Origin of the sequence: Parapedobacter defluvii (genome assembly GCF_014642075.1) — a bacterium.
Lineage (GTDB): Bacteria > Bacteroidota > Bacteroidia > Sphingobacteriales > Sphingobacteriaceae > Parapedobacter > Parapedobacter defluvii.
Genome location: NZ_BMIK01000014.1, coordinates 30,174 through 50,534, shown reverse-complemented (window position 1 = coordinate 50,534; position 20,361 = coordinate 30,174). Strand labels below are relative to the sequence as shown.

6 protein-coding genes are annotated in these 20,361 nt (G+C 52.5%); 5 read left to right on the top strand and 1 reads right to left on the bottom strand.

Annotation, left to right across the window (positions count from 1 at the left end):
* Positions 1-98 precede the first annotated feature (98 nt).
* The 4 genes from IEX60_RS17445 (at position 99) to IEX60_RS17430 (ending at position 12,014) form a co-directional block, all read left to right on the top strand.
* On the top strand, positions 99-7,337 hold the full coding sequence (locus tag IEX60_RS17445) for an Ig-like domain-containing protein (protein ID WP_188752693.1): 7,239 nt from the start codon (positions 99-101) through the stop codon (positions 7,335-7,337).
* Positions 7,338-7,402: 65 nt separating this feature from the next.
* Complete coding sequence (locus tag IEX60_RS17440) at positions 7,403-8,296, top strand: PorP/SprF family type IX secretion system membrane protein (RefSeq protein ID WP_188752692.1); 894 nt, start codon at positions 7,403-7,405, stop codon at positions 8,294-8,296.
* Positions 8,297-8,402: 106 nt separating this feature from the next.
* A complete protein-coding gene (locus IEX60_RS17435) occupies positions 8,403-11,363 on the top strand; it encodes a sensor histidine kinase (protein WP_188752691.1) in 2,961 nt (986 codons plus the stop codon).
* A gap of 30 nt (positions 11,364-11,393) precedes the next feature.
* The gene (locus tag IEX60_RS17430) at positions 11,394-12,014 is read left to right on the top strand and encodes a response regulator transcription factor (protein ID WP_188752690.1); all 621 of its coding nucleotides are present in this window, start codon (positions 11,394-11,396) and stop codon (positions 12,012-12,014) included.
* 7 nt (positions 12,015-12,021) lie between these two features.
* On the opposite strand, the gene IEX60_RS17425 is transcribed toward IEX60_RS17430, so the two are convergent.
* Positions 12,022-12,222, bottom strand: coding sequence for a hypothetical protein (locus IEX60_RS17425; RefSeq protein ID WP_188752689.1), 201 nt, complete (start codon positions 12,220-12,222; stop codon positions 12,022-12,024).
* A gap of 125 nt (positions 12,223-12,347) precedes the next feature.
* Between IEX60_RS17425 and IEX60_RS17420 the strand changes: the two genes are divergently transcribed.
* Positions 12,348-20,306 (top strand): BspA family leucine-rich repeat surface protein, encoded by a 7,959-nt coding sequence (locus IEX60_RS17420; RefSeq protein ID WP_188752688.1) that lies wholly within the window; start codon positions 12,348-12,350, stop codon positions 20,304-20,306.
* Positions 20,307-20,361: the final 55 nt, after the last annotated feature.

Sequence of the window (20,361 nt, the reverse complement as noted above, 5' to 3'; positions counted from 1 at the left end):
CGAATACAGTTAACTTGGTCAACAGACAGATACGCCAGGGTTGCACATTTCCTAAAAGATAACCCGATACACCAAATCACCCATTTATACACGTTGTTATGAATAGACAGCTACAATTCCTGAAAAAATTAACCGTTCTTTTTTCAGTTTCTTTACTGCTATGTTTTACTAGTATAAAGGCGCAGACGCTCAATCCGGGCGATTTGGCGGTCATCGGATGGAATGCGCTTGCCAATGAGGTAACTATTACAACCTTAGTGGATATCCCCGCTGGTACGGAGATTAAAATCACGGATAGGGGATGGAATAGAGATAACGATAACTCAGTAAATGAGTTTACCACAGCTGTGACAGGCGACGGTACGATCATATGGACATTGTCCAGTCCAATATCGGCAGGCACAGTATTAAGCATTCATTTTGCTTCGCCGAATACCAGCATCACACTAACCAATCTCTCCGCTTCGCCGACCGACTTGTCAGACGATATTGATGTTTCAGGCTTTACCAATACTGGCATAGATTACATTAATAATGCGGGCGACCAGATTTTCATTTATCAAGGTGCAGATACCAATCCTTTTTTCATTTTTGGGTTGAATAATTCCGCTGGCCCATTGGATGCCACGAATTGGAATAATAATTATGAAGTTCCCGTCACTTTTGTTGCATTAAGGGATTCTTACCTCCCCAACGGCGTCGGTAGCCAAAATGCACTTACCAATGGCGTTAACGCCATCGGCTTACGCACCGCTACCAACCAGGAAGACAATGTGCAATACACCGGACCAACCACGACCGCCGATCGAGATACCTGGCTAGCCCGTATCACCGATATTGCCAATTGGGATGGAAGCGATGCGGAAGATATCACAAATCCAATTACCTCCGCTCCTGAGCCAATCGTGGACATCGCCCCACCAAACAATCCGCCTACCGATATTGCCCTTAGCAACGCGTCCGTAAACCAAAGCGCAGGCATTAACGCAGAGGTGGGTACACTTACCACTACCGATCCCGATGCGGGCAATACATTTACCTATACATTGATGTCAGGTGTGGGTGGTGAAGACAATACAAGTTTTAATATCAGTGGCAACGCGTTGCGTGCCAATAACGCTGCCGCACTCGTGGCTGGCACCTACAACGTACGTATCCATACGACCGACAACGCAGGCGGGACATATGATAAACCTTTCACGATTATAGTCGTGGATGACTTAGGACCAATGGTTACCATCAGCAGCGACAAGGCCAGTCTGAAAGCCGGAGAAACGGCTACCCTGACCTTTACCCTCAATGAAGCCAGTGACGATTTTGAGGAGGAGGATATTACCGTCACAGGGGGTACGCTTTCGGACTTTTTGGGCAGCGGCACCAGTTATTCGGCGACCTTTACCCCTTGGACTAATGCTACCGTCACGGCCACGATTGATGTCAATGCCGGTATGTTTGCCGATGCGGCGGGGAATAGCAATTTTGCCGCAACGCAATTGACCATCGCGATTGATACGGAGATGCCATCGGGTTATGCGGTGTCCATTGACCAGACAACCATTACGGTGTTCAACCAGACGGCCATGAGTTTTACCTTTAGCGGAGCGGAAGTGGGGGCCACCTTTGACTATACCATTACGAGTAGTGGCGGCGGAACGGCGGTGACGGGCAGTGGCGGACCCCTTACGGCCGCAACCCAAACGGTTTCTAACATTAATGTGTCTGGTTTGGCGAATGGCACGCTCACGCTGAGTGTTACGCTCACCGACGCGTCGGGCAACGAGGGAGCTCCGGTCACGGACCATGTGACCAAGGCGGCCAATTATCCCCCCGTGATTATGACCAGCAGTGGCCCGGCAGATTTTGTGGAGTCGGTTGATGGCCCCCCGGTACCGGTGACGCTCGATGCGGCATTGACGGTAACTGATCCGGACAATACGACCCTTGCTTGGGCAACGGTGACCATTACCGGTCAGCTACAGTCTGGAGAAGATATACTTGCTTTTGAAAATAGCAGTGAGATGGACATTGCCGGCAGCTATGATGCCGGTGCCGGTGTACTGACACTCACTTCGCCGGGCGGTACCGCAACGCTACCAGAATGGCAGGCTGTCCTGCGTACCGTCACCTATAGCAATACGTCTACGACGCCGAGTACAGCCACCAGGACCACTACGTTCAGGGTTAACGACGGAACGAACAATAGCGCGGGTGCCACCAAGATCGTAACGATTACCGCGGTCAACAACGCACCGATCATCACGAATTTACATGGGGATGCGGTCACCTTTACAGAGAATGGTCCGGCGGTTCTGCTCGACGTAGGCGGGAATGCCACGGTCAGCGATCACGATAGCCCTGATTTCAATGGGGGTAACCTTACGGTATCCATAATCACGAATGGCGTGGCGGGAGAGGACGCACTGGCCATCCGAAATGAGGGGATGGCTGCAGGTCAGATTGGTGTGGCGGGCGGTGACGTGTATTACGGTGGAATCCCTATTGGTTTGCTGAGCGGAGGCGCGGGAGGGGCTGACCTCATCGTGACGTTCCTTCCGCCGGCGACCGCTGTCGCTGCACAGGACTTGATCCGAAACCTGACCTATAGCAATAGCAATACGACGGATCCCTCACCGGATCCACGCACCATCCGTATTACACTGAACGATGGAGACGGCGCAACAAGCTCGCCCAACGACCTCACGGTCAACCTTACAACCGTAAATGATCCGCCGGTGGTGACCACGAGTGGCGGTGCGGTGACCTTTACCGAGCCGGAGGACGGCGATCCCGTACCGGTGACGGTCGATCCGGGGCTGACGGTGGTTGACCCAGACAACACCACACTGGTATCGGCTACAATAAGCATCACCGGTAATTTCCAGGCGGGCGAAGATGGACTCGCGTTTGTAAATGACGGTAGCACGATGGACAATATCATGGACAGCTATGATGCCGGCACAGGCATACTCACGCTCACTTCGGCAGGCAGCACGGCTACGTTGGCGGAATGGCAGGCGGCCTTGCGTGCGGTAACCTATAGCAACAGTTCGCAAAATCCAAATATGGCCCTGCGTACAGTTAGCTTCGTGGTAAACGACGGAACAGACGACAGCAACCCAGCGACAAAAAATATCAATGTCGTGGCCGTGAACACGGCACCGATAGCGGTAGATGACGAAGTAACCGTAACTGAGGACACGCCCGCAACGGGTAATGTATTGACCAATGACTCGGATCCGGAAGGAAACGCATTGACGGCTTCCCTGACCGTCGCGCCCGTTAACGGAACGATCGTATTGAATGCAGACGGGAGCTTCACCTACTCCCCCAATACTAACTATAACGGACCGGATAGCTTTGAATACCAGGTATGCGACAACGGAATGCCCTCACGGTGTGACACGGCATGGGTATACCTCACGATTGAGGCGGTCAACGACGCCCCGACCATCACCGCTCCTGCCACCATCGCCGCAAATGAAGATATACAGACCCCACTCACCGGCATTAGTTTCGCGGATGTCGACACAGGTAGTGCCGATGTAACAGCAACTTTTTCGGTGGCCAGCGGCACGCTTTCCGCCACATCGGGCGGAGGGGTGACCGCCAGCGGGTCGGAAACAGGAATGTTGACATTGGTTGGTGCAATCGCGGACCTTAACGCATTTGTCGCGGCGGGCAACATAAGTTTCACCGCCGCGTTGGATGAGACGGATGATGTAATGCTCACGGTGCATATCGACGACGGCGGCAACACGGGAATCGACCCTGGAAATTCGGGTACGGATGATTCGGAAGCGGCGACTACAACGGCGACGATAACCGTGACCGCCCTGAACGACGCGCCGGTGAACGCCGTCCCCGTTAGCCAAACGATCGACCAAAATGAGACATTGGTATTTAGCACGGGTAACGGCAATGCCATATCGGTTTCCGACGTCGATGCCGGCGGCGGTGTGATACGGGTCTCATTAACGGCTACGAACGGGCTGCTCACGCTGTCGGGTACTGCGGGGTTAAATTTCCTTGCCGGAAGCGGAACGGGCGACGGTACCCTGACTTTCGATGGTACCCTTGCTGACGTTAATCAGGCATTGAATGGACTGGCGTTCGTCCCGATAAGTGGATACAATGGACCGGCCAGTCTACAGATCACCACGGATGACCTTGGGTTAACCGGATCAGACGGACCGAAAACCGATACCGATCTGATTGGTATTACCGTAAACCCAGTTAACCCGGTGGTGATTGCCGTAGGTTCCACAAGTTCCGACGGCACCTATAAAATCAATGAGGTCATTCACGTAACGGTAACATTCGACCAGATGGTAACCGTGGATGAAACGGGCGGCTCGCCAAGCCTGCTATTGGAAACAGGGGATGCAGACCGCGAGGCGATCTACGCATCGGGCTCGGGCAACAACGTGCTGACGTTTAGCTATACGGTACAGGCAGGCGATGTGAGCACCGACCTCGATTATGTATCTACGGCCGCGCTGCTGCTGAACGGCGCTACCATACAAAATGCTTCGAGCAACGATGCGGTACTTGAGTTGCCAACCGTGGGTAGTACCCATTCGATAGCCGGGCAACACGACATCGTGATCGATGGGATAGCGCCTGCGGTCACTTCGGTAACCGTGCCGGCCAATGGATATCATGTGGAAAACGATCCGCTGGATTTCACGGTGCATTTCAACGAAAGTGTTACGGTCGATGAAACGGGGGGTACGCCCCACCTGGAAGTGATCATCGGCGCGACCACCGTACAGGCCGCTTATGTGGGTGGATCGGGCAGCAATGCATTGGCTTTCCGATATGTGGTACAGGCTGGGGATGCGGATTTGGATGGCATTGAAGTCAGTGGCAGTCTCGTGCGGGATGGCGGCACCATCCGTGATGCGGCGGGCAACGATGCATCGTCGGGACTCAACAATATCGGTCTGACCGATGATATTCAGGTATACGCCGTGCATCCGAGCGTTGCGCTCTCAACTGAAGCCACATCGCCCGTGAATGCGCCGTTTACGCTGGTTGTTACGTTCAATGAACCGGTAACCGGCTTTACCGTGGGAGATATAACGGCAAGTAATGCAGCAGCCAGCAACCTGCAGACCGCTGATCATATTACCTACACCGCACTCGTGACACCTACGGCCGATGGTGCACTGAGTATTCATGTGCCCGCAGACGTGGCACAGAATGTGGGCAACAATGGTAACACCGCTTCCAATACGCTCAGCCTTACCTACGATGGCACTGCACCGGTGGTGACAGCTGTTGATGTACCGACCAACGGCTATTACCGGGAGGGAGATGTGCTTACGTTTACTGTGTATATGGATGATGACGTGGTAGTGAATACCGATGACGGGGTGCCGTACCTAGCGGTGACCATCGGCACGGCTACCAAGCAGGCAGCTTATATGAGTAATGCTGGCACCGATGCACTTGCGTTCTCCTATTCGGTGCAAGCGGATGATCAGGATTTGGACGGCATTGCAGTGGGTGGTGACCTAGTATTGAACGGCGGGACAATACGAGATGCTGCAGGTAACGACGTCAGCCTGACGTTGAATGGCATCGCACCGACCGATGATATCTTCGTGTATTCGGTGAGACCAACGGTTACGCTGTCGATGGAAGCCGTAACACCGGTTAATGCACCATTTACGGTAACAGTGACATTCAGTGAGGTCGTGACCGGCTTCACACTAAACGATATTGATGCGACCAACGCAGGGGTCAGCGAGCTGCAAACCACTGACAATATGAGTTATACGGCGCTGGTGACACCCTCAATAGGTGGGGTTGTACAGCTTTCAGTGCCTGCCAATGCGGGTGTCAATGTCGCCAATAATGGAAACTTAGCTTCCAATACGTTAAGCGTGACCTATAATGAACGTATCACAGGTATCACGTTTGAGGACGACAGTTTTGTGTACGACGGAACAGCCAGGTCGTTGGCGGTTACCGGTACATTGCCGGACGGCGTTGTGGTGGAATACGCCAACAACAGCCGTACGGATGTGGGCACACAAGAGGTGACGGCCACCCTCAGGGGGGACAACTACGAAACGCTGGTATTGACGGCGGATTTGACGATCACACAAGCCACGATCACGGGCATCACGCTTGAAGACGGCAGCTTTGTGTATGATGGCACAGCCAAATCATTGGCCATTAAGGGTACATTGCTTGACGGCTTGGTCGTAGAATACGCCAACAACAGTCGTACGGATGCAGGCACACAAGAGGTGACGGCCACCCTCAGCGGGGACAAATATGAGACGCTGGTACTGACGGCGGATTTGACGATCACACAAGCTACGATCACGGGCATCACGCTTGAAGACGGCAGCTTTGTGTACGATGGCACAGCCAAATCATTGGCCATTAAGGGTACATTGCCTGACGGCTTGGTAGTAGAATATGCCAACAATAGTCGTACGGATGCAGGCACACAGGAGGTGATGGCCACCCTCAGGTGGGACAATTATGAAACGCTGGTACTGACGGCGGATTTGACGGTTACACCGGCTGAGCAAACATTAGTCTTCCCGCCATTACCGGGGAAAAGCTACGGGGATCCAGATTTCGATGCAGGGGCTACGACCAGCAGCGGAGAAGCAGTGAGCTATACCAGTAGCAACCCATCCGTAGCGGAAATTACTTCCGGGGGATTAGTCCGTATCACAGGTGCGGGCGAAACCATTCTCACAGCCACGGTTCCGGAAAATGCCAATTATAGCAACCGGCCCGAAGCTGCGCGGGTACTCACTGTCCGCAAAGCCACGCAGGCCATCACCTTCAATGCCCCCTCCGAAGTCAACCGCGATGCGGGCAGCATCTCACTGGATCTGTCGGCTAGCAGCGGGTTGCCGGTTACGCTTACACTAGACGACCCCGAAGTAGCTGTGCTGAATGGCACGGTGCTTAACGTCCTGCGCCTCGGCACGGTGCGCATCACAGCCGCGCAGGAGGGCGATGCCAATTACGAAGCGGCCGATCCGATTACGGTGACAGTGCGGGTTATCGATCCGAAGCTGGAGCTACCGATACGGATACACAAAGCGGTTTCACCCAATGGCGATGGCATCAATGAGTACCTCATCATCGAAGCCATCAAAGACTACCCCGAGAATCGGGTGCGCATCTTTAATCGCAACGGCACGGTGGTATATGAAGCTTCGGGTTATAACAATGGTACAGTGGCGTTCCGGGGCATCGGCACCGGACAACAGCGGTTACCGGCGGGAACGTACTTCTACACAGCTGAAATCCGGGTGAACGGAGAGTGGAGGTACGAAAAAGGGTGGTTTGTGTTGAGGTATTAGGTGAGATGTAAGATTTGAGACATTGGAGATTAAAGAGCAAATAGCAACCAGTAAATAACGGACGTATGAGACGGGATTTTTTAATAGCAATAGCTGCAGTAATGACGGGTACGGGGCTTCAGGCTCAGCAGCCCCTCACACACACCCAGCATGGGCAGTTACGATCGGTATTAAATCCGGCAGCAAGCCTTATGCATATGGACGGTGAGGTGTCGGTCATTGGACGCAGGCAATGGGTTGGCCTTGACGGAGCACCTTCGGTATACTGGGCGAGCGGCCACTTCGGTTTGGAGCGTATGGGTGCTACAGCGGGGATAAACCTGCGGCATGAAAGCATGGCGGTGGAAAAACTGACGGAAGCAAGCGCCTTCTTTGCCAAGAGTGTGCGGATATCGGAGACAGAGTACCTGGGGCTATCGCTCAACGCAGGCTTCAGCTACATGGATGGACGGTTTTCGCAGTTGGATCCGCAGGATCCGGCATTCCGGGAAGATGTGAAAGAGACGGATGCACTGGTAGGTTTCGGGGTGATGCTCTACCGCCCGGAGCGGTATTACGTAGGCTTGTCGCTGCCACGGCTGATGCTGGGTAGCCTGGGGGTGGACTCCGACAGCCGCTACAACTTCCGCAACCTATACCATCTGACGGCAGGAGCACTGTTCAACTTAGGCACGGATTTCCAGTTCCGACCATCGGTGCTGGTGACCTACGCAGAGAGTCTGCGTCCGCAGGCGGAGGCCTCGGCGATGTTTTTCGTCAAGCGGGTATTCGGTATCGGGATCAACATGCGAAGCTACGGCGAGCTGGCAGGCATGGCACAATTTTACTTCGGTGGCTTCGGGCTGGGTTACGGCTATCAGTTCGGTACACACAATGAAGCACTGAACCGAAGCATCAGCAACAACACCCATGAGATCGGGTTGAGCTATCGATTCGGTGGCAAGATGGGACTGCTGTAACCACGCTGGCTGTTTGCAATCATGTACCTCCTGAGGTATTGAGCTATAAGACATTAGATATTTCTCCGAATTGTACTATCTTTGAGGAGTGCATCTACTTTCTTATTTGTCGAAGAAATGGTTTTTTCACCTTGGTCTCATTGGGTCGCTGTGTGCCGGGCAGGCAGCATTTTCGCAGGATTACACGATAGCGAAGCTAAAACTGTTTCCGGACCGCGATGAGGTATTGATCAAGGATGTAACTACCGATAGCCTCGGGTTCATCTGGTTTTTAACCAACGGTGAAATCTATCGGTATGACGGTTATCGCTCTTTGGATATCCTGAAAACCATCGCTGGTCAGCAACTCACCGACGATATGCCCCAACGTATCCTCATTGATCGACAGCATCGATTATGGATGGCCGGTAATGCCAACCTGAGTTATCTTGACCTCAAAACGTGGATGGTACATGCGGTGGATTCCAGCCTGCTCCCGCCGGTACACAACCGGATGGTAAGCTGGATTAAGCAACTGGCCGACTCAACCGTGATGGTGGCTTATGAGAACGGGCACCTGTTGCTGATCCATGATAATCGGTTCGTACCCATCGATGGGCTTTATCACGAAAGTGTGGCAGCCAATAATAAAGTATCGCCACTCTGTGTGACGCTATGGAACGGGAAATACTGGGTGGGCACAACGGTCGGAACAGTGCTGTCCATTGATCCGTATCGCGGGTGCCGGACCGAATACCATCAGTTGCCCGGCATCCATCAACATATCCCGAACCTCATTGCCGGTGATGACGGGCTGATCGTGAACGCCTCCCCGGACCAGTTGTACCAATTGCGAAGCCAAGGCGAATGGGAAGCGTTTGTTCCTGAAGGTTTTACCTTGGCGGAAAATGAATATTACGTGCTGGGCGAAGGGAAGCAGATGCATGTTTACGCCGATACGAAGTCGGCCTGCCTGCTGGATGCCGACTTCGGAATCACACAGCAGATTGCGATGCCTTTGAAAAACCGGTTTGGCCCTAAACACGTCTGCATCATAGGAGATGAGGCGGTGTTGGGTACAGAAGAGGGGATTTTTGTGATCTATCCGAAAACGAAAGGGTTGTCGCAGTTTATCCCGCCGAATGCAAGCACCAACAAAAGCACACGCGGCATCTATGTCTATCCAGATGGTGCTTTTTTTTACAGCACCTATCAGGGTGCCGGCTTTGTCGAATCCGACGGAACGGTTTGGCCGTTCGAGCAACTGCGCCATGCCTATGTGTTGTATCCCATCAATGACCATGAATTGTTTGTTGGCACGGAAGGCGGGTTCCTGAAAATCTTTGATCGGAAGCGCCACCGGGTTACTGATATCCACTATACGCTTACCCCGGAGACCGCAGCAAAGCATGCTTTTAATCTTCCTGTCAATGTAATGAGCCTGGCTGAGACCGATTCGGATTACCTGATCGGCAGCTCGGGTGGCCTTTGGCTGCTGGATAAGAAAACGTACAGCCTGAGGCGGTTTGCTGACGTTTCCGGTGAACCCCATGGATTGGATCTCCAAATCCGGTATATTCAGCTGACGCCGCAGGGGAGCATGTTGCTGAGCACAAATGTTGGACTTTTTGAGGTACTGCAGAGGCAGGTCATTAAGCGTTATCCCCTGTCGGGAAATTTGGGAGTTTATAAATCGCTGGCGGTAGGTGATACCCTTTGGGTGGCTACACAGGGAAAAGGGCTCGTAGCGATTGACGCAAAGGGACATGTTCTGCAAACTTTCACGACGGGAGAAGGCCTTAGCAACAACCTGGTGTACAGTTTGGAGTATGCTGATGGTGCCTTCGTGGTCGGTACCGCCGATGGGCTGAACCTGATCAGCGGGCAACGGGTGCGGCGGATCGGTACGGCTGAGGGATTAAGCCAATCGGAATTCAATTCCGGTGCATCCTTTTGGGACGAACCGAGGAAACGGGTATATGTCGGAGGATTGATGGGATATACCGTGCTGGATATGAGTCAGCCTTGGTTTACAAATAGCAACCGTTTGGAAAGCTATGTGACGGAAATACATACCTCCGGCGGAAAATCGGGAGCCCAATCGGCGGACTATACCTGGCCCTACCATGGTGATCAGACATTGGTATTGCAACCGGAGCAAAGCTTGACGGGCCTTTACGTCGGTACACCCGGAAATTACCGTGCCGATAGCGAGATCCGGTACATGCTCAACGCGGGCAATTGGGAACCGCTGGAGCTGGGGCAGTTCATTTCACTTATCGAGCCTTCCCCGGGTGATTATCACATCCAATTGGAAACCCGGAGTACGGGAATCGACAGCAAACAAAAGGCAATTAACGTAATCAAGCGCCCACATTACTACCAGACATGGTGGTTCCGGGGACTGGCCATGGTGTTGGTATTGTTGCTCGTGGTGATTTGGTACCGAGGCCGTATTCAGAAAGTAAGGCGTGAGCAAGCCATCAGGAACCGGATTGCTGCCGACCTTCATGACGAAGTTGGCAGTTCGCTGACCCGTATTTTTTTCCAGGCCAATACCCTGTCGGCCGAGCAGCGAGCAGACGAAAAGCAAGGCAAGCAACTTGAGCTGATTGCCGATACCAGCAAACAGGCGCTGCTGACGATGAGCGACATGGTGTGGTCGATCGATTCGCGGTTTGACGCGATGAAGGAGCTGGTCATCCGCATGAAAGATTATGTCTATCGGCTCCGGGAAGAACTGGATTTCAGTTATCGGTTTGAGGAACAGGGGGATGTGGAATCAGGCAAGGTTTCTCAAACCGTCAGGCAGAATTTATTCTTGATCTTTAAGGAAGCTTTGACAAATGCCATTAAATACAGCGATGGTTCGGAAATAACCATTGCTTTCGCCGTCGATAAGGCCATCCGGCTGGTAATCACCAACCGCTATACAGCAAAAAATAATGCGGTGGCAGCCCAGCAAGGGGGGCGGGGCCTGCAGAACATGCGGCAACGGGCTACAAAAATCGGTGGTGTACTCTCCGTAGCGGATGGCGAAGGAGAATTTCGGCTCACATTGGACCTGCCACCCAAAAGAGGGATATAGTCCGTTGCCCCGAAGTTGTATTTTTACGCAATGATACGCTTAGGAATCATCGAAGACGACGACCAGATCAGAAACATGCTATCCGCTTTTTTCAATGAGCAGGGTGGCTTTTCCTGCCTGCTTGCCGCCCATTCCGTGGAGTCTTTTTTTGAGCAATGGCAAGATGATCTATACCTGGACATTGTACTTTCCGACATCGGTTTACCCGGGGAATCCGGTATCCGGGGAGTCTCGCGGATCAAAAAGCACGCCCCGAAATGCCAGGTGATCATGCTAACGGTGTATGATGACGCCAACCGGGTATTCCAGGCACTCTGTAACGGTGCTTCGGGATACCTATTAAAGCAGACACCTTTGCCCAAGATCAAAGAGGCGGTACTGTCTTTATATGACGGTGGTGCGCCCATGTCACCGGGCATTGCCCGGATGGTTGTGGAGTATTTCAATCCCAAAAATGCGGAGGATCTCGGGGAAAAACTGACACCCCGGGAAGCACAGATCGTCGCCGCTATTGAGGAGGGGCTTACCAACAAAGAAGTGGCCATTCGCCTGGGTATTTCCCTTGAAACCGTCAAATACCACATCAAGCATATCTATGAAAAGCTGGAAGTGAACAGCCGCCATGCGTTGATCAGCCGGAAATATAAATAGCCACTTCCTATTGCAGGAAATCTTTGATGTATGCAATGGCTTCTTCGAGATGCTCGCCCGGAATGCCATGCCCACCGCTGTAGGTAAAGCGGGTATAGGCCACGTCCTCGTCCGTCGGAAATACTTCCATTTTCTCATCTTTCGTGCAGGGAACCATCCAGAAGCAAGGCGCCGCGTACAACAATGCGGCGAAAAACAACTTTTTCATAACCAGTAGCCTCGTTACTATAGAATAGGTTGGGCAATTATGATGCCGTTCGTGGAATACTTTCCGGTATCTCCCCCTAAAGAGGGATACCGTCGCCATTGAAAAAGTGTTCACTTTGTAGGGCTATGAAAAGACTTCTACCGTTTCTACCAATGTGCTTTGCACGGTTATGGGGAACATTCGCTTTTATACTGATTGGCTTAACGGCACTGGCACAACGGCCATTCGTCACTACCTGGAAAACAGACGCTCCCAATGAAAGCATCACCATTCCGGTGAACGACGATGTAAGCGGCTATAATTACGTCGTGGATTGGGGGGATAGCAATACGTCTACTGGTCAGACAGGCGATGCTACGCATACGTATGCCACTGCGGGCACCTATACCGTATCCATTAGTGAAAGCTTTCCGGCCATACGGCTTCAAAGGTTCGGAAACGAAGTGAGCGATAAACTGATGAGCATCGAACAGTGGGGCGATATCGCTTGGCAATCCATGTACGGTGCTTTTTCGGGAGCTCGGTATATGGTGCTGAATGCAACCGATGTGCCAGACTTAAGTGATGTATCAACGCTGGCGCGGATGTTTGATCGTGCCGAACTCGTTAACGGCGACCTGAGTGGTTGGAACGTTTCGGGCATAACCGATATGAGCGGTATGTTCAATGGAGCATCCTCATTCAACGGTAATATCAGCGGATGGAATGTCGGTAATGTAACGGACATGTCTTGGATGTTTTGGGGTGCAAGTGTCTTTAATCAAGACATCGGCGCCTGGAACGTAGGCAACGTGGAGGATATGTCTTATATGTTCTATCAAGCACCGGTCTTTAATCAGGACTTGAGCGGTTGGAATGTATCCCGTGTAACCACGATGAACAGTATGTTTTTCATTGCCCTTGATTTTGACCAATCGTTGGGCAGTTGGGACATTTCCAATGTGACGGATATGGACGACATGCTGCTCGCGACTGGTCTTTCTTCTGCCAATTACGGTGCTACGCTCGTCGGCTGGGCACCACAAAATGTGCAATCCGGCATTGTATTGAATGCCACCGGCCAAGAATATTGTCCGGGGACGCCGGCCGAAACTGCGCGGCAGCAGCTGATAAGCAAAGGATGGACGATTAACGACGACGGAGTAGCAGCGGATTGTAGCGGTGGGGGGACCGATGGGGCATTCATCACCACTTGGCAAACCACCAACGCAGGCATCTCGGGTAATGATGAAATCAATATTCCGACATCGGGAAGCGGGTACAATTATGATGTTTACTGGGAGAAAGTGGATGATATCAATGTCAATGGGACCGAAACGGGTATTAACGGAGACTTAACGATTACTTTCCCGTCTCCCGGTATTTATCGGGTAACGATAACCGGTGACTTTCCGCGAATCTACTTCAATAACGAAGGCGATAAAGATAAAATCCTGACCGTAGACCAATGGGGAGATATTGTTTGGGAAAGTATGGCCTATGCTTTTTACGGAGCCAGGAATCTTCAGGTAACTACCACCGAAGCGCCCAATTTAAGCCAAGTGAGTAATTTAAATTCCATGTTCCGTAATACGGAGTCCTTCAATCAAGACTTGAGCAGCTGGGATGTATCAGGGGTAAGCAGTGCGTACGAAATGTTTGCCGGTGCTAAGGCATTCAACGGTTCGCTTGCTGGCTGGGAACCGGGGGCGGCATTAACGAACGGCTGTGATTTGGGCGGCATGTTCCGTGAGACAGAGGTATTCAATCAGGACCTGAGCAGCTGGGACGTGTCCAAGGTGAATAGTATGTATGAGGTGTTTGCCAGATCCAGGGCATTCAACGGTTCGCTTGCTGGCTGGGAACCGGGGGCGGCATTGGCGAACGGCTGTGATTTGGGCGGCATGTTCCGTGAGACAGAGGTATTCAATCAGGACCTGAGCAGTTGGGACGTATCCAAGGCAACCAATATGTACGGCATGTTTGAGGAGGCCAAGGTCTTCAATGGTTCGCTTGTTGGCTGGCAACCGGGGGTGGCACTGCTGGGTGGATGTGACTTGGGCGCCATGTTCCGTGAAGCGGAAGCGTTTGATCAGAGTCTGGGCAGTTGGGACATAGCTAAAGCAAGTACGCTGTACCAGATGCTTCATTATTCCGGGTTATCTGCCGCCAATTACGACGCGACGCTCATCGGGTGGGCAGCACAGGAAAATATACCGGTAGATATGAACCTGGGTGCGGAAAGCCTCACGTATTGCGCTGGTGCCGACGCCCGGCAACAGTTGATCGATGATTTTAGCTGGACGATTAACGACGCGGGAGAAGCGGACGATTGTGACGGTGGTGGCATCGGACCCGCCGACCCCAATTATTTCATCACCATCTGGAAGACCGATAATGATGGTACGAGCGGAGACGACCAAATTACGATACCGACCACAGGGGAATTTACCTATACCTGGGTGGATACCAACAACCCCGCATCAACGGGGTCGGGAAACGGCAACGATGGGACGACCATCACGTTTCCGCGGGCGGGTACCTATGAGGTACGGATTGCACCGACAGGAAGCACCCCTTTTAACGATATCTTTTTCGGTGCATTTGTTGCCGGCGACAAGCTTAAGCTGTTGGAAATAAAGAATTGGGGGGCGATACATTGGAGTGAATTTGCGTTCGGGGGCTGCGCTAACCTTACGGTTACAGCGACGGATATCCCTGACCTGACGGGTGTAACGGACTTAAGCTTTGCGTTCAGCTACAGTGGAATTGACGAAATACCCAACTTCAATGACTGGGATGTAAGCAACGTAACCAACATGGGGAACTTGTTTGAACAGGCAACCAACTTCAATCAATCCTTGGATAGGTGGGATGTAAGCAATGTGACCGACATGACATTTATGTTTGACGGTGCAACCAGCTTCAACCAACCGTTGGACAGCTGGGATGTGCGTAAGTTGGAACACTTCAGTTACATGTTTCGTGACGCGTCCAGTTTTAATCAATCGTTGGGCGCCTGGAAATTGGAAAGCCTGTTGGGGGCTGTTGCCGCTTTTTTCCGGAGCGGTATGAGCTGCGAAAACTATAGTTATACGCTTTACGGATGGGCAACTCATCCGAATACAAACGAAGATGTGATTTTTGGCCTCAATGAAATTCCCTACAGTCCGGATGTTGCGCCCTATCGTGATTTTCTGACCGATAATCTGAACTGGGACTTTCAGGGAAATGATGGGGTTGGGACGTGTAGCGTTACGTTGCCGAGTACGCCCGTCACTCCGGGTCCAGACAATATCCTGTATGTTGATCAAAACGTTTCGGGTGGTAACGGCTCAGGCGATAGTTGGGAAAACGCCATTCCCGAACTGGCCGATGCGCTCAAATGGGCGCGGGAGCAACACGATGGAGGGAGTCCCAGTTGGACAGAAATGGACCCGCTACGTATCTTCGTAGCCAAGGGCACCTACCTGCCGTTATACCATGCCGCCGACGGTCAGTATACCACCGACGGCGGGCGGGATAATAGCTTTGTGCTGGTGCCTAATGTGCAGCTTTATGGTGGGTTTGACCCACTTGCCGGAATTGAGACATTGGAAGATGCGCGTATCCTGCCGGATATGAATCGTCCGGAACAAGGCAGTATCCTAAGCGGCGATTTCAACGGCGACGACCGTACGGATAATTATGATAACCATACCGAGAATGCCCATCACGTGACCATTGCATCAGGAAATGTAGGCAGTGCCTTCATGGACGGATTTACGGTAACCGGTGGCTATGCTCGCGGCAATACGTCGGGCCCGTCCGTAATGGGACGGACAATTTATCGGTTTTTTGGTGGTGGGACGTATGTCATCTCCTCGTCGCCACAATTTACCCACATGGCATGGTTTAATAATTTGGGCGATTGGGGAGGCGGGTTGTTCAACACGGTTTCCCTCTTAACAGAAATCAGTTCACCGAAATTATCCAATGTGACGTTCTATCGGAACATGGCGCCCGGCGGTGGTGGCGGTATACGTAATTTTGGGGGGTCTGTTGACATTAAGCAGGCCATATTCGCAAACAATGGAGCCGGATTGGTTGAAGACGGAACGTCTTCCGGTCCGGGTGGTGGGATACATAGCAGTGGTAATGGCACGTCGTTGTCCGTAACCAATGCCACATTCTACGGAAACTGGATTGTCGGCGTTTTTATTCCCGAGTTCGATGGCGGTGCAATATATGTGGAACAGACCTCGACCCTGCTGAACAATGTGGTGATCTGGGAGAATGAAGTAGAAGGTGACCCGACTGATCCATCCGCATCCATATCCGTCTCCACATTGGGCGGCGATGTAACCGTCGCCAATAGCTTGGTCGCTCATACGGGTGGAAGCGCGAACTGGAATCCTGCAATGGGCATTCTGGACGGAGGCAATAACATCGATGCCGATCCGGTATTCGTGAGCACCACACCCGGAGAGGTGGGCTACCTACAATTAAGCGCCAGCAGCCCAGCCATCAACGGGGGAAGCAATACGGCTTATACCGATGCGGGCGGGGATCTCGCAACAGATATCGACTTAGCGGGCAATCCACGGGTGTATAACCTAACGGGGGGTGGGGTGATTGATATGGGGGCGTATGAATACCCCGGCGAACCGATACCTGAAGTTACACAGCTTGCGGCATTGGATGCCGTGGAGACTGCCTACGGCACTGCATTCAATGCGATAGGGGGCTTGCCGGCAATGGTGACTGCTACCTTAAGCGATAATACAGATGTAACCGTTCCATTGGATGGTAACCTAGACAATTGGACGCTTGTAAGCCCTGCCGGTGGGAGCTATAACGGCAATGTAGCGGGTACCTACGTGTTTGCTGTACCGCTGGTGCTGCCCGAAGCGGGTGATGAACCGTATTTTACGAACCCGGATGGACTGCGGGCGGAAGTGACCATCATCGTAACGAAAGGGATACCGGCATTGGCTGTGTCATGGGATGGCGAAGATATCGATATGGATGAAGGGCTTTCATTGACTTATGGAGACATCGGGAAACTGGTGTTCGGTACAACCGATCCAGCTGGTGTAATCATTTATGCTTTTGGCGATGAAGACCCGCCGGTACTCGACCTAGCCGACCTCGCCGCCGTTGCTGCACAACAAGCTGGAATGGCGACACTGACCATCGCACAGGAAGAAACAGATAATTATGAGGCGGCATCTGTTAAGGTCGCCGTCAGGGTGGCACCAAGGACCATTACCATCATTCCGACCACTAACCAAGGTAAGATCTATGGAGCAGATGACCCAACGTTTTACGGTTTTGCACTAGTTGATGGTGATGCACTTGCATTCGATGACGAACTTGCGGATATCGTTTCGGCAGCATCGCGCGAAGCAGGTGAAAATGTGGGTAGCTATGACATTAATCTGGAATTTGCCGGTGAACAGGTCCTTAACTATTCTATTACCTTTGAGACGGATAATAATGTGTTTCGAATCACACCCCTGCAAATCACCGTTACAGCAGAAAACCAGGCGAAAACGTTCGGTACAGATGATCCGGAACTGACCTATACATTCACACCGGGACTGGTGGGTCATGACGAATTTAGCGGCGACCTTGACCGTGAGGAAGGTGAAGGTGTGGGCACGTATGCCATTGCTCGGGGCGACCTATCATTGGGAGATAACTACGAAATCGTCTTCGAGGAAGGTGCACTGACGATTACGCCTGCAGGCTACGAGGGCATTGAATTTAAAGACGCATCCTTCGTCTACGACGGCACGGAACATGCGCTTGAATTGACCGGAGAACTGCCGGAAGGAGTGGTGTTGAGCTATGATATCGTCGGTGAGCCGGGCAATGGTGCTACGTATGCGGGTACGTATGAAGTGACGGCCCATATCAATGGTGGGGCGAATTACGAAGATGTGGAGTTGACAGCTATCCTGACCATCATACCGCTCGAAATCTCCATTAGGGCGGAAGATCAGTCGAAGGTATTCGGTTCGGATGACCCGGGATTGACTTATACCTACACGCCGGAGCTTATCGGAAGCGATAAATTTACCGGCAGGCTTAACCGTGACCAAGGGGAGGAGGTAGGCACTTACCCGATTACCCAAGGCAACCTTTCGTTGAACGATAATTATGAAATCGTCTTCAAGGCGGGTACGTTGACTATTATGCCCGCGGGTTATGGTAACGTTGAACTGAACGATCTGACGGTAACCTACGACGGCATGGAACACGTGTTGGAACTGACCGGGGAATTGCCGGAAGGAGTGACGGTGATATATGAGATAGATGGCGAAGCGGGTAACGGAGCTATCGATGCGGGTATATATAAGGTAGCCGCACAAATTGATGGTGGGGACAACTACGGTGACGGGCTACTGTCTGCTACACTGACCATCACACCGCTTGAAATCACGGTTCGGGCAGCGGATCAATCAAAAGTATTTGGCGCGGATGATCCGGAGCTGACGTACACAGTTTCGCCTGAACTGATCGGTGAGGATGTCTTTACAGGGGAACTTGCCCGGGAACCGGGTGAGGACGTCGGTAGCTACGCCATCACCCGGGGCGATTTATCCGTGGGCGACAACTACCGGATTGTCTTCGAAAACGGTACAATGGCGATTATTCCAGCAGCATATAACGGTATTGATTTTACGAGCGAAACATTTACCTATGATGGCACCAAGCACAGACTTACTCTCACGGGCAAATTACCCGTGGGGGGTTCGGTGCGCTATGAAAACAATGGACGTATGGATGCCGGCAGTCAGCAGGTGACGGCGGTAATAAATGGGGGAACCAATTACGAAGACACGGTGCTGACTGCTACACTGACGGTGCTGCCGTTACCTATGAGGGTGACGGCGGAAGGTCAGTCGAAGGCGGTCGGTATGGATGATCCCGTGCTGACGTATACCTTTACCCCGGCACTCATCGGGGGAGATTCCTTTACGGGTACCTTGACACGTGAGTCTGGTGAAGAAGCGGGGACATATGCCATTATGCAGGGAACTTTATCGGCAGGAAGTAATTACGGGATCACTTTTATCGGGGCTGATCTTACAATCACGCAGCCGTTGCCAACGGAGATCACTGGCATGGTGTTCACTGGCCGTAGGTTCGTGTATGACGGCTTGGAACATACGTTGTCCGTTACCGGCGAATTGCCCGAAGGCGCTTCGGTGCGCTATGAAAACAATGGGCGCATCAACGCGGGCAGTCAGCAGGTGACGGCCACCATCGAGGGGGAAGGTTACGAAACCTTGGTACTGACGGCTACGCTCACCATCGCGCCTGCGGAGCGCACGATTATTTTCCCGGAATTGGCGGAGAAGGTCTATGGAGACGATGATTTTGATGGAAGGGCAATGGCCAGCAGTGAAGAAAGGATCATTTACACCACGGGTGATGCAACGGTGGCAGCTATCGTGGAGGGGCGCATCCGCATCGTGGGCGCAGGGGAAACCATCCTTACCGCCACCGTACCTGAAAACGGAAATTATACCAGTAAGCCCACGGCGAGCAGGCGGCTGACGGTACGGAAAGCCACCCAAACCATCCGTTTGGATGCACCGGAGGAAGTAGACCGGGATGGGGGCAGTATTTACCTGACAGCGTCTTCAACCAGTGGATTGCCGGTTAACTTGGCGATAGACGATGAACAGGTCGCTACATTGGAGGGCGAAACATTGAACATCCAACGTTTGGGCACAGTAACCATTACCGCTACCCAACCGGGTGATGCCAACCACGAGGCAGCCGACCCAGTCATCCGGACCATCCGTGTGGTGGATCCATCTGCTGACCTGCCGATCCGCGTGCATCCGGTCGTTTCGCCAAATGGTGATGGCATCAACGAGTTTCTGATGGTGGAGGCGATCGGTGACTACCCGGAAAACCGCATGACGATCTTTAACCGCAATGGTACCCTTTTGTGGGAAGCCGGCGGATACGATAACAACCGGGTAGCGTTCCGCGGTATCAGCACGGGTCAATTGCTTCTGCAGGCGGGCACCTATTTCTACATAGTGGAAGTGAAAGTCGATGGAATTTGGAAAAATAAGAAGGGATGGTTTGTGTTGAGGTATTAGCGGTGGTCGGTGGTCAGTGGTCGGTGACCGGTGTGTGGGAAAAAGAAAGAATCAA